General features: G+C 62.1%; 11 protein-coding genes. 4 read left to right on the top strand and 7 right to left on the bottom strand.

Annotation, left to right across the window (positions count from 1 at the left end):
* Nucleotides 1-123 precede the first annotated feature (123 nt).
* Both MOV76_RS24685 and MOV76_RS24690 read left to right on the top strand, forming a co-directional pair.
* Nucleotides 124-1,578, top strand: a complete 1,455-nt coding sequence (locus tag MOV76_RS24685) for a glutamate synthase subunit beta (RefSeq protein ID WP_026188524.1) — start codon at nt 124-126, stop codon at nt 1,576-1,578.
* A gap of 268 nt (nt 1,579-1,846) precedes the next feature.
* Entirely contained in the window at nt 1,847-2,479 is a 633-nt protein-coding gene (locus MOV76_RS24690) for a hypothetical protein (protein ID WP_018243535.1), read from the top strand.
* Nucleotides 2,480-2,516: 37 nt separating this feature from the next.
* Here MOV76_RS24690 and MOV76_RS24695 read toward each other — a convergent pair whose 3' ends face one another.
* Both MOV76_RS24695 and MOV76_RS24700 read right to left on the bottom strand, forming a co-directional pair.
* Nucleotides 2,517-3,749, bottom strand: a complete 1,233-nt coding sequence (locus tag MOV76_RS24695; RefSeq protein WP_222284683.1) for an SGNH family hydrolase — start codon at nt 3,747-3,749, stop codon at nt 2,517-2,519.
* 174 nt (nt 3,750-3,923) lie between these two features.
* Nucleotides 3,924-5,147, bottom strand: coding sequence for a lytic murein transglycosylase (locus MOV76_RS24700; protein WP_247265487.1), 1,224 nt, complete (start codon nt 5,145-5,147; stop codon nt 3,924-3,926).
* A gap of 204 nt (nt 5,148-5,351) precedes the next feature.
* Here MOV76_RS24700 and galU point away from each other — a divergent pair, with 204 nt between their 5' ends.
* Nucleotides 5,352-6,239, top strand: coding sequence for a UTP--glucose-1-phosphate uridylyltransferase GalU (gene galU / locus MOV76_RS24705; protein WP_018072820.1), 888 nt, complete (start codon nt 5,352-5,354; stop codon nt 6,237-6,239).
* Between the two features lie 71 nt (nt 6,240-6,310).
* Here galU and MOV76_RS24710 read toward each other — a convergent pair whose 3' ends face one another.
* Nucleotides 6,311-7,858: an outer membrane beta-barrel protein gene (locus MOV76_RS24710; RefSeq protein WP_247265488.1), complete on the bottom strand. Its 1,548-nt coding sequence runs from the start codon at nt 7,856-7,858 to the stop codon at nt 6,311-6,313.
* Nucleotides 7,859-8,001: 143 nt separating this feature from the next.
* On the opposite strand from MOV76_RS24710, the gene MOV76_RS24715 reads away from it, so the two are divergent.
* Nucleotides 8,002-8,997 (top strand): SIS domain-containing protein, encoded by a 996-nt coding sequence (locus MOV76_RS24715; protein ID WP_247265489.1) that lies wholly within the window; start codon nt 8,002-8,004, stop codon nt 8,995-8,997.
* A 14-nt stretch (nt 8,998-9,011) separates the two neighbouring features.
* On the opposite strand, the gene MOV76_RS24720 is transcribed toward MOV76_RS24715, so the two are convergent.
* The 4 genes from MOV76_RS24720 to MOV76_RS24735 all read right to left on the bottom strand — a co-directional run.
* Complete coding sequence (locus MOV76_RS24720; RefSeq protein ID WP_018243530.1) at nt 9,012-9,467, bottom strand: NfeD family protein; 456 nt, start codon at nt 9,465-9,467, stop codon at nt 9,012-9,014.
* A 3-nt stretch (nt 9,468-9,470) separates the two neighbouring features.
* The gene (locus MOV76_RS24725) at nt 9,471-10,511 is read right to left on the bottom strand and encodes an SPFH domain-containing protein (RefSeq protein ID WP_247265490.1); all 1,041 of its coding nucleotides are present in this window, start codon (nt 10,509-10,511) and stop codon (nt 9,471-9,473) included.
* Between the two features lie 284 nt (nt 10,512-10,795).
* The gene (hemH, locus tag MOV76_RS24730; protein ID WP_247265491.1) at nt 10,796-11,830 is read right to left on the bottom strand and encodes a ferrochelatase; all 1,035 of its coding nucleotides are present in this window, start codon (nt 11,828-11,830) and stop codon (nt 10,796-10,798) included.
* Nucleotides 11,831-11,955: 125 nt separating this feature from the next.
* Nucleotides 11,956-12,227: LysM peptidoglycan-binding domain-containing protein (locus MOV76_RS24735; RefSeq protein ID WP_247265492.1), on the bottom strand; the 272-nt coding region annotated here is incomplete at its 5' end.

A 12,227-nucleotide genomic window follows, 5' to 3' on the forward strand; every position in this document is an offset into this window, starting at 1 on the left:
ACGGATGTCTTGCAGGGGATATGGTCCAATGACGGTCAAGACAAGCAACTTGCCCCGGGTACCGGGACTGACGATAGACAGATTGGCTGCGGTGAGGCGGTCATGAGGGTAAGGGACGAAAACATGGGTAAGGTAACAGGGTTTCTGGAAATCGACCGGCAGGTGGCGAAATACCAGCCGGCGTCGGATCGTATCCGCCATTTCCGCGAGTTCACGATCCCGATGTCGGACCCGGAAGTGCAGAAACAGGCCGCGCGCTGCATGGACTGTGGCATCCCCTATTGCCACGGCCCGACCGGTTGCCCTGTTCACAACCAGATTCCCGATTGGAACGACCTCGTCTACAACAACAACTGGGAAGCGGCGATCCAGAACCTGCATTCCACCAACAACTTCCCCGAGTTTACCGGTCGCGTCTGCCCGGCGCCCTGCGAGGAAGCCTGCACGTTGAATCTCGAGGATGCGCCGGTTGCCATCAAGACGGTCGAACAGGCGATCGCCGACAAGGCCTATGAGCTCGGCTTCATCCGGCCGCAGCCGGCGACGGTCCATACCGGCAAGAAGGTCGCCGTCATCGGCTCCGGCCCCGCCGGCATGGCGGCTGCCCAGCAGCTCGGCCGCGCCGGCCATGAGGTGCATCTCTATGAGCGCGAGACCAAGCCGGGCGGCCTGCTGCGCTACGGCATTCCCGATTTCAAGATGGAGAAGAACTTCATCGACCGCCGCGTCGAGCAGATGAAGGGCGAGGGCGTCACCTTCCATTGCGGCGTCAATGTCGGCGTCGATGTCAAGGTCGAGCAGTTGCTTGCCGATCACGACGCCGTTCTTTACTGCGGTGGCTCCGAGACGCCGCGTGAGGCGGGCATTCCGGGCACCGACCTTGCGGGCGTGCATGATGCGATGCCCTATCTGGTGCAGCAAAACCGCCGCGTCGGGCGGGAGAACATCGACAGCGTCGGCTGGCCGTCGGACCCGATCCTTGCCGGCGCCAAACATATCGTCGTCGTCGGCGGCGGCGATACGGCTTCGGACTGCGTCGGCACGGCCTTCCGCCAGGGAGCCGTCAAGGTCACACAGCTCGACATTCGGCCGCAGCCGCCGGAGAAGGAAGACAAGCTTGCCGTCTGGCCCTTCTGGGCGACGAAGATGCGAACCTCCTCCTCACAGGCCGAGGGTGCCGTCCGTGAATTCCAGGTGGCGACTCTTGAATTTGTCGGCGAAGACGGTGTGCTCACCGGCGTCAAGTGCTGCGAGGTCGACGAACGCCGGCGGCCGGTTCCAGGTACGGAATTCGTCATCCGGGCCGATCTCGCCTTCATCGCCATCGGTTTCCGCGGGCCGTTCACCGGTAGCGTGCTGAAGGAGCTGGAGGGCAAGCTGACGCTCAACACCGACAAGCGCGGCTCGACCAACGTCGTCGCCAACGATCGCGACTACAAGACTTCGGTCGACAAGTTCTGGACGGCGGGTGACGTGCGCCGCGGCCAGTCGCTGGTGGTCTGGGCGATCCGTGAAGGCCGCCAGGCAGCGCGCGCCATCGACGAGGAATTGATGGGTTCGACCGTTCTGCCGAACTGACCGTCGGCCGCACACCTTCCCGAAGACCACGAACTCCGCCCCTCCGGCGGAGTTTTTTCATGGTGCGCCGCGCTGTAGTGCGACCGCTTGACGCGGAGGCTGTGCGCCGCAAGCCTCAGGCAATGCCTGGAAGCGAGATTTTTCGCCGGACGCGGGCTCAGGAGGAGCCGGCGGCGACCGAAGCGGAGATGCCCCGCCGTTTTGGCCGTAACGCATTTCACCATCGGCCGCGGCGTGAGACCGCGAATGATCGACAAGGACATTTCCAATGGTTTCCGCACTTGACAGCACGCGGCTGGTTTCGGCCCAATATGCTCTGAAAAACCTCCGCGGCTCCGACGACAGCTCGCAGGACACGCAGAGTTCGTCGGCCGCCAGCATTCTGAGCAGCTACGGGCTCGATCCGAGTTCTGCCTCGCTTCTTTCCAACCAGGCCCTTTCCGGGCTGCTCGACACGCTTTCGGCCCAGAGCGACACGTCTGATGAGTCCGACACGACGGGTGATAGCGCCGACGTAACCAGCGCCTCCTTCATGTCGATGCTGAAGCAGCAGCTGCAGGATGCGGCTGCGGCCGAAGGCGAGAGCGGCAAGGCGCACGACATGCTGGCTGCCCTGGAAGCGGGCACGCTCACCATCACCGATCCGACGCAGGGTGTGTCGGTCAACGCCTGGGATGTCGATGATCCCGATGAGGCGGACACTGAGAGCAAGGCCGGCAAGGAGATTGATGTCAGCGGCTGGAGCGACTTCCTCGATGCGCATCTGGAGCGCGGCTCCGACGGCGCCTTCGTCAAGGAAAACGGCAGCTATGTCGACCAGACGAACGACAGCAACGCCTTCTTCGGCCTGATCGGACAGAACTACTATTATCTGAGCTGGCCGCAGGCGACGGCGAAGTAGACGGGACGAAGCGGAGGGCCGCCTCGCGCGGTCTCTTTTATTTGACCGAGACTTCGGCCGGCGCCTTTGCCACAGGCAGGCGGTAATCATCGACGCGGCCGGGAGGTGCGGGCGTCATTTCGCCCTGCTCGACCAGGAGGTCGCGCGGCGACCGCGTCAAAGCCATAGGCGGCGGCCTGGCGCCGAGAAGCTCGGCGCCGCCATCGAGATTGGGATCGGAGAGGCTGATCGGCACGGTATGTTCGACCGGATTGTCGGGAAGGCCGAGACCGGGCAGATTGCTGGAGTCGAGGCGGACCAGATCGGGACTAGCCTGCGTGCCGAGAAGACGCCGGGCCGGCTTCTCCACATAGAAGGCCAGCTTGCGCCGGCCGGCCTGGGTAAGGTTGATGCCATCAGAAGTGCGCAGGCGTACCTGCTGGCCGTTCACATCCGAGCCGGTGACGATGAAGTTGCCGTTTTCGTCGACGAAACCATCCCAGATATCGACGAATTCGCCGCCGATGCTTTCGACCTGGTTGCGGTAGAGCTGGTTCATCTGGACGGCATCGGCCGTCATCGAATCGGATTCGAAGGCAGGAAGGCCGACCCAAAGCAGCGGGATCTTGCGGCCGGTGACCTCCTTGCCGAAAGAAAGGACACGGCGGCGGTATTCGGTGAACCAGCCATCGGTGCGGAATTTCTCCTTGGCGGTGTCGGTCACCATCTGCTGGCGGTCGTTGGCGCCGATCATGACGACGACCATTGCCGGCTTCAGCTCGTCGATCATCTTCGGCAGCTGTTCCGGCCAGTCGTAATAATCGTCGCGGACAAGGCCTGAGGAGACGTTGCCGCGGGTTTCGACGACGACGCCGGGCGAGGTCTCGAAGGCGGCGGTGAGGCCGTCGCCGAGGCCGCTGGCCAGGAAATCGCCGACGATCAGGATCGTTCGGGCGTCACCGAGCTTCTGCACCGCCGGCTCCTCTTCGACGGTCCGCAAGGGTGGCGCGGTGCGGGTATTGACCACGGCCTTCGGTGGCGGTGGGCGCTTGCGCTGCTGGCGCCTCGGCTGCTGGACATCAGGGGCTTGCGGCGCATCGTCGAGATAGCGTCGGCCGAGGAAAAAATCGAGGATCGACCGGCGCTGATAGCGCTGCTCCTGGGCTTCAGCGACATGCACCGGCGCAAGAGCGCCAAGGCATAGCGAAGCCGCCGCCAAGGCGAGCACGAGCCAACGGATTGGGGTGCGATCAGTTTTCTTCGTCATGGGCAGTTCCGCATCTGCCGGCATCTTGCACGCAGGGTAGGCCAGCGTCCACTCCCGCTACTATCTAGGTCAGGGTTCGGCCTGTTGTAGAGCATCATGCCGAAAAGTGTGTGGGGTTTTCGGGCAGTATCATGCCCTGCTTCGTTGATCGAAATGCGGGTTGAGATTTCCGGTCGGTCCGGCCGGGATCATCCCGATCTAGCGGCGCAGTGCGTTCAGAAGCGGCAACGAGGGCTCACCGTCCGGCTGCATGCCGATGCGCGACTGGACGGCTGATATTGCCGCCTTCGAACCCGACCCGAAATTGCCGTCGACCTCGCCATTGTAATAGCCGAGCGTCTTCAGACGGGTCTGCAGCTCGAATTTCTCGGTAATGTCGAGTGCGCCGTCCGGGCGCGGCCAGCGCTGTTGCATGCCGCCGTAGCCGGCGATCTGGTCGGCCAGCAGCCCGACGGCAAGCGCGTAGCTATCCGAGGCATTGTAGTTCTTGATGGTGAAGAAGTTGGCGGTCATCAGGAAGCCTGGGCCACTGGCCCCGGCCGGCATCTTCAGCATGGCTTTGGTGGCGCTCTCGCGGAAGGCCTTGCCGTTCGGGCGTGTCAGGCCGAGTGCCGCCCATTGGGCCAACGTATGGGTCTTGCCGGCCTGCTTGGCGACTGCGGCGGGAACGACGACCTCGTAGCCCCAGGTCTTGCCGGTGTCCCAGCCGTTCTTCATCAGGAGATTGGCCGAGGTCGCCAGCGCGTCGGGGACGGAATTCCAGATGTCGCGGTGGCCGTTGCCGTCGGCATCGACGGCATAAAGCAGGTAGCTTGTCGGAATGAACTGGGTGTGGCCCATGGCGCCGGCCCAGGAGCCGGTCATCTCGCGTGCCGGCACATCGCCGTTCTGCAGGATCTTCAGTGCCGCGACCAACTGCTTCTTGGCGAATTTGGCGCGGCTCGGATCGGCGTAGGCAAGCGTTGCCAGGGCGCGTGGCACGTAGTGCAGCCGGTCGTCCTTGTCGAGAACCGCGCCATAATTCGATTCCATCGACCAGATGGCCAGCAAAATGGTCTTGTCGACGCCGAAACGCTGCTCGATCGCAGCGAGCGTCCTTGCGTGTTTGGCAGCCATCTCGCGGCCGATCTTGACGGTATAGGGGTTGACGCGGGAATCGACATAGTCCCAGATCTTCGAGGTGAATTCCGGCTGGTAGGCCGCCTTTTCGAGGACGGTCGGATCGGGCTCGGTCACCCCGGAAAAGGCCTTTTGATAAGTTGCCTTACTGATGCCACTCTGAGCGGCAGTTTGGTAAAAATCCGCGATCCATTTCTGGAAGCGGGAATCAGCTTTCGCGTTGTCGGGGACCAGTGCCACCTGGGCAGCGACAATGAGGGCGAGAGCAAGACCACGAAGGGAGTTTTTGTGATTCTGGGTCATCGACAGTCGTATCCGTCATCTTCAGTTTCTGGTGCAGCGGGGCATCCTATCCGCCCAGACCCGAGACTACAGGAACGGAGTCAACAAAATCTTTACCATGGCGATCCGCTGCGGTCACCATTTGCAAAACAGTAGCAATTCTATACTAGTTAAAGCTAAAAAGCTCTATTTCCAAAGCGATGTGATCGAAGCAGGAGGCCGGGTGTGGCTCAACACAACAAAGTTCGTAAAGCAGTATTTCCGGTTGCCGGGTTGGGAACGCGATTCCTGCCGGCGACAAAGGCTGTTCCGAAGGAAATGTTGACCGTCGTCGACAAGCCAATCATTCAATATGTCGTCGATGAGGCGATCGAGGCCGGGATCGAACATCTGGTCTTCGTCACCGGACGCAACAAGCACGTCATTGAAGATTATTTCGACATCCATTTCGAGTTGGAACAGACGCTGCGCGAGCGCGCCAAGAAGGCTGAAATCACCCTTCTCGCCCAGCAATTGCCGAAGGCCGGCACGGTGAGCTTCACCCGTCAGCAGGAGCCGCTCGGCCTCGGCCATGCCGTCTGGTGCGCCCGCGAGATCGTCGGCGACGAGCCCTTCGCGCTGTTGCTGCCCGATATGATCATGAAGGGCGACAAGGGCTGCATGAAGGGCATGATCGACCTCTACGGCCAGAGCGGCGGCAATATCATCGCCGTCGAGGAATGCGCGCCAGACCAAGCGCATAAATACGGCATCGTCGGCGTCGGCGAGGCGATCGGCGACGGCTTCCGCATCACCGGCATGGTGGAAAAGCCCGCCAAGGGGACTGCGCCTTCCAACTTCTTCATCAACGGCCGCTACATCCTGCAGCCGGAGATCTTCAAGATCCTCGAAACCCAGGAGCGCGGCGCCGGCAACGAGATCCAGCTTACCGACGGCATGCTAAAGCTGCTGAAGGAACAGGATTTCGCCGGTTACCACTTCCGCGGCGCGACCTACGACTGCGGCGCCAAGGACGGTTTCATCCTGGCAAACGTCGCCTTCGCCCTCGAACGCGCCGATATCCGCCCCTCCGTCGAAGGCGGCTTCAGGGAACTGCTTGCCGGCCTGAAATAAGTTGTAGATTCAATGTAATAGAGCGCCGCGTGTCCTAACAGATACGCGGCGCTCTATTTTGGTCGTCATTCTTAGCGTTTCAGCTTGAGACCGACGCCGGCTCGCCATTGCTGCGAATCGCTGCCTTCCTTGCGCGTTGTCAGCTCGTAGCCGAGGGTGCTGGTGAGATCGAGATAGCGGTTGATGTTCCAGGTAAGGCCGGTCGCAGCGGTATAGACGAGCTCGTCGTTGATGGTGCTATCCGTCGGATAATCGCGCCATATTACGCCACCGATCATCGTGCCGACCAGATTGTCGCGCAACTGGTGGGTGACCGTCGTCGTCAGCGCGTGCGAAACGTAGCCGCTTTCGCCCGCCGTGGTCGAGGGCTGGATGCTCGTCTGCAGGTCGAGATTGACATCGGTGCCGCGGATCGGCGACCAGAGCAGGCTTGCATCGAGTGTGGCCGTATCGATCGAGGATAGCCGGCTGTCTTCGAAATCCGCCATCTCGTAGCCGACACCGACTTCGCCCTTCAGCTTTTCACCGAGATCGACCTCGACGCCGGCCTTGGCGCCGTAGCTATGGCCCGAACGCTCGTAACCGGCGGAGTCTTGCGTTTCGTCATAGACCGTGCGGCCGATGTTGGCCTCAATGAAGGGGATGAGCGCGGGTGACAATTCGTAGCCGACACGGCCACGCAACGTGCCCGTCGTCTGATTGCGGTCGCTGAGGGAGACGGTCGTGCCGTTCGAGAGTTTAGCGTCCGAATAGATCGAGCGTGTCAGCGCAAGTGCAGTCGTGCCGCGCAGGATGCCAAAATCGCGCTGGACGGAGGCGCCGGCCGAAAATTCCTGGACGTCCGACTGCTGAGCGGCGTTGGCGATGGCGTCGGGATCGTCCGTATCCTCGCGGTAGAAATTGTAGCCAGCGGTCAGATGCGCGGTCGTATCGTCGGGAAGATCCAGCCTGAGGTCGCTGTTGATCTTGAAGGAAGGCTGTTCCTCACCCTCGCCGCTGACATTCTTCTGCCAGGCGCCTTCCGAGGTCACGGTCAACTGATGCCGGCCCCAGTCCGAGGTCAGGGTCGCTGCCGCATCCGTTTCGAGAAAGGCGCGCCGCTGCGTCGTATTGCCGTCCTTGGTAGTCTCGGTGTTGATGCTCTGGGTGACGCTCGGGCGGAGCACAAACGTGCCGATCGGGATTCCCGGCGTTTCCTCTGTCGAGGCGCCTTCGGCAGCCCTGCGGCGCGGCAGTGCCTCATCGACCGGCGCTTCACGGGTGTTCAGCCGGCGGATGTCCTCGTCGAGGATGGAGCCGGTAATGTCGTCGCCGGCTTGGGCATCCGGTATGGCGGGCCGCTGCTGGGCATCGTCCGCGTTCGCAGTCGCGCCGTTTGCCGCAGGAGTGGCGGTATCGTCGGTCTCGTCATCGAAACCGGCGGCGGATGCCGCATTGTTGGTGGCGCCGTTGTCCTGGGAGGCGGCGGAGCGGCTGTTTGCCGTGCCTGCCGGCTGTGAGGCGGACTGTGCGAAGGCAGCCGTCTGGCTGAGAAGCAGGCCAGTGAGCACGGCAAAAGAGACGGCACAGCTCATGGCGCGGAGCGGCGTCACACTGCTCGTCTGTTTTGGCTGGCCCATGCAATTCGCGCCTGACATGCTTTCGGTTCTTACCCAAAGGTAAAGCCTTGTGGTTAATCATTCGTTGCCGCCTACGGGTGCTGTTCACATTTCGGAAAGACTGCGGGGTGGACTTGGAAAGTGAAAAGGTCTAACGCAACTTCATGATCAGAAGAGCGATAAACCTCGTTGAAAACAGCGTGCTCGAGTCGGCAAAACGCACGGTAGAGACCGAAAGACGCGGTCTTGAAGCGCTCGAACAGGCCTTTGACGATGGCTTGGCCGGTCCTTTCACACGGGCCGTCGAAGTCATCGGCGACATCTCCGGACGCGTGATCGTCACCGGCGTCGGCAAGAGCGGGCATATCGGCGCCAAGCTGGCGGCGACATTCGCCTCAACGGGAACGCCCGCCTTTTTCGTGCATGCGGCGGAGGCCAATCACGGCGATCTCGGCATGATTGCGCGCGACGACGTCGTGTTGGCGATTTCCAAAGGTGGCGAGAGCGCCGAGCTCAAGAGCATCATTTCCTTCACGCGGCGCTTCTCCATTCCGCTGATCGCGATCACCTGCAGCGAAGGGTCCTCGCTGGCGACCGCCGCCGATATCGTCCTGCTGATGCCGAACGAGCAGGAGGCCTGCCCGAATGGGCTGGCGCCGACGACCTCGACGCTGATGCAGCTTGCAATCGGCGACGCGCTGGCGGTGGCGCTCCTGGAGGCGCGCGGCTTTACCGCTACGGATTTCCACGTCTTCCATCCCGGCGGCAAGCTGGGTGCGAGCCTGATGCATGTCGCCGATGTCATGCATACCGGCGAGCGGCTGCCGCTCGTTGCCAAGGGCACACCGATGCCGGAGGCGATCACGGTGCTGTCGCGCAAGCATTTCGGCTGCGTCGGGGTGCTGGATGAAGATGGGCGGCTCTGCGGCATCGTCACCGAAGGCGACATGGCGCGCAATCTCACACGCAATCTTTCAGAGCTTGCCGTCGACGATATCATGACGCGGACGCCGAAGACGGTGAAGCCGACGGTGCTGGCGACCGCGGCCCTGGCGCTGCTCAACCAGCATCATATCGGCGCGCTGATCGTCATCGACGATGACCGCCGGCCAGTCGGGCTGGTGCATTTCCACGACCTGCTGCGGATCGGCGTCGCCTGATCAGGTTCGTTTGATCAAACGGGCTCGACTCTGAGGTCGCGGCCATTGCTCGATACCACCTTCACCTGCGTTCCGACGGGCAGGTCGGGTCCCATCACCTGCCATAGTGTATCGTCGAGGCGGATTCGGCCGCGGCCCTCGCGGATCGGTTCGTGCAGGGTGGCGGTGCGGCCGACGAGGCTTGCGCCGCGCTGATTGAGGAAGGGCTCGTCGGTCGTGGCATTGCGCAGCGTCAGCCGGCGGCCGGCGAAGGTCGTGGCAACGGCGAGAAGCGCAAAAAGAATCGCCTGCAACTCCCAGACCCAGAAGGCGCTATCCCAGAAGAGTAGCGATAGCGCGCCGACGATCAAGGCGGCAAGGCCGATCCAGACCAGGAAGAAGCCGGGAACAATCATCTCGGCGGCAAGCAGCACGAGCCCTGCGACCCACCAACTCCATGGACCGAGTTCGGTGACGATCTTCGCCAGCATGGCTTATCGCTCCTGCTCGGGATTGAAAGGAATGGGGGTCGACGGATTGATCGGCGGCGTCGAGCGTGCCGGTGCGGGGCGCGGGCGCGGCGGCACGGGTAGTGGCGTCGACGGGCTGCTGCCGGCATCGCCGAAGACTTCGCGGGCAATGGCGCCAATGCCGCCGAGCGAGCTTAAGATGGAAGACGCTTCCATCGGCATCATCACGATCTTGGAATTGGGCGCCGAACCGATCGAGGCGAGCGCTTCGGTGTATTTCTGCGCGACGAAATAGTTGATCGCCTGGATGTCGCCGGCGGCGATCGCCTCGGAGACCATCTTCGTTGCCTTGGCTTCGGCCTCGGCCAGACGTTCGCGGGCTTCGGCGTTGCGGAAGGCGGCCTCGCGCTGGCCTTCGGCCTGGAGAATGGCGGATTGTTTGGCGCCTTCGGCCCTGAGGATCTGCGCGTTGCGCGAGCCTTCGGCCTCCAGCACCTGCGCCCGCTTCTCGCGCTCGGCCTTCATCTGGCGGGCCATCGCATCAACGAGGTCGCGCGGCGGCTGGATGTCCTTGATCTCGACGCGGGTGACCTTGATGCCCCAGGGATGCACGGCTTCGTCGACGACACGCAGCAGCCGGTCGTTGATCGCATCACGGTTGGAGAGCAGTTCGTCGAGATCCATCGAACCCATGACCGAGCGGATGTTGGTCATGGTGAGATTGAGGATGGCGTTTTCGAGGTTGGAGACCTGATAGGCGGCCTGGGCGGCGTTCAGCACCTGATAGAAAGAGACGGCATCGGCCGAAACCGAGGCATTATCCTTGGTGATCACCTCCTGGGTCGGCACGTTCAGCACCTGTTCCATCACGTTCAACTTAGCGCCGACGCGCTCGATGAAGGGGGTGATGAGGTTGAGGCCTGGCTCCAGCGTGCGGGTATAACGCCCGAAGCGCTCGATCGTATAGCGGTAGCCCTGCGGCACGGTCTTGATCCCGGCAAAGAGCACCAGAATAACGAAGATGACCAGCACGATCACGACGATGTCGAAGCCGCCGAACAGCATGAAAATTCCTCCTATCGGCGCATGCGCGCCTGCCCAACTCATGTGGTGAGTTAGCACGTTATTTGCGAGGAAGAAATGAGGGCGCAACCGCCCGGGCTCCAAGTGAAAAGGACGTTTCGTTTCGGCTAAGTCATTGGGCGGTTGCTAAAGCGCGTCGCGACCCTTCAGATTCGCTCCCGCGCTTTAAGTCTTTGTTTCTACGCATGTGGTTATCGCAAAACCGCTGCACAGTTTTGCGCGACATGCTTTAGCTCCTCGTCGACGCCGCTTTCTGAGTGGGGCTCTCAGACCCAGCCCTGCAATTCGCGACGGACGACCTTTTCCAGCACCTTCATGCCGTCCTCGCCGTCGTTGAGGCAGGGAATATGCGCGAACTTATCGCCGCCGTTCTCATGGAAGGAATGGGCCGCCTGCTCGGCGATTTCCTCCAGCGTCTCCAGACAGTCGGAGACGAAGCCGGGATTGATGACGGCGATGCGCTCGACGCCGTCCTTGGCGAGCTTCTCCACCGTCTTGTCGGTATAGGGCTGCAGCCATTCCTCCGGCCCGAAGCGGGATTGGAAGGTGACCATGAAGTTTTCCTTGGTCAGCCCGAGCCGCTCGCGCAGCAGCCGGCCGGTCTTCTGGCATTGACAGTAATAGGGGTCGCCCTGTTTGAAATAGGACATTGGAATGCCGTGGAAGGAGGCGAGCAGCATCTCCGGCTTCCAGTCGAGGGTCGAAAGATGCCTCTCGACCGACGTGGCGAGCGCCTCGATATAGGTCTCGTCGTCATGATAGGCGGGAACGGTGCGTAGCGCCGGCTGCCAGCGCATCGAGAGCAGCTTCTGGAAGGCCTTGTCGTTGACGGTGGCGGTCGTCGCCGCCGCATATTGCGGATAAAGCGGGAAGAGCACGATACGGTCGCAACCCTCTTCTTTCAGCGCGTCGATGCGCGAGGCAATCGACGGGGTGCCGTAGCGCATCGCCCAATCGACCTTGACGTTATCAAGATCCTTCAGGCGCGCGGCCATCAGCTCCGACTGATTGCGGGTGTAGGTGCGCAGATAACTTTCGTTCTTCTCCTTGTTCCAGATCAGCTCATAGGCCTTGCCGACCTTCTGCGGGCGGGTGTTGAGGACGATGCCGAACAGGATCGGATACCACTTCCAGGGCGACCATTCGATTACGCGGCGATCGGTGAGGAATTCCCTGAGATAGCGGCGCATCGAGGTATAGTCGGTGCCATCAGGCGTGCCGAGATTGACCAGCAGGACACCGACCTTGCCTGACTTGACGGCCGGATGGTCCGCCGGGCGGAGTGAAATATCTGCTGTCATTCTGGTCCCAAAGCTCTTTCTGTCTCTTCGGCTAATACGCAGCCTGGAGATCGTGGTTCACCCTATAGAAACAAAAACCGGCCCGGGAAACCCCGGGCCGGCCAGTGACATCGGGACAAATCGTCTTACTTGGCAGGGACCTCGATCTCCTTGCCGACTGTCAGGTGCCGCGGGTTCGGCTTGCCGTTCGCATCCGAGAGCTTCCGCCACAACGTGCCGTCGCCATAGAAGGTCACGGCGAGATCCCAGAAGGTGTCGCCCGCGGCGATGACGTGGGTAGAAGGCGTCGTTGCGGCAGGTGCGGAGGCTGCCGGCGCGGGGACCGGTGCTGCTGGTGCCGGGGCAGCAGGTGTGGGTGCAGCGGGTGCGGGAGCCGGCTCCGTGGACGGAGCAGGAG

The sequence above is a fragment of the Rhizobium sp. PRIMUS64 genome, assembly GCF_023006465.1.
Classification (GTDB): domain Bacteria; phylum Pseudomonadota; class Alphaproteobacteria; order Rhizobiales; family Rhizobiaceae; genus Rhizobium; species Rhizobium leguminosarum.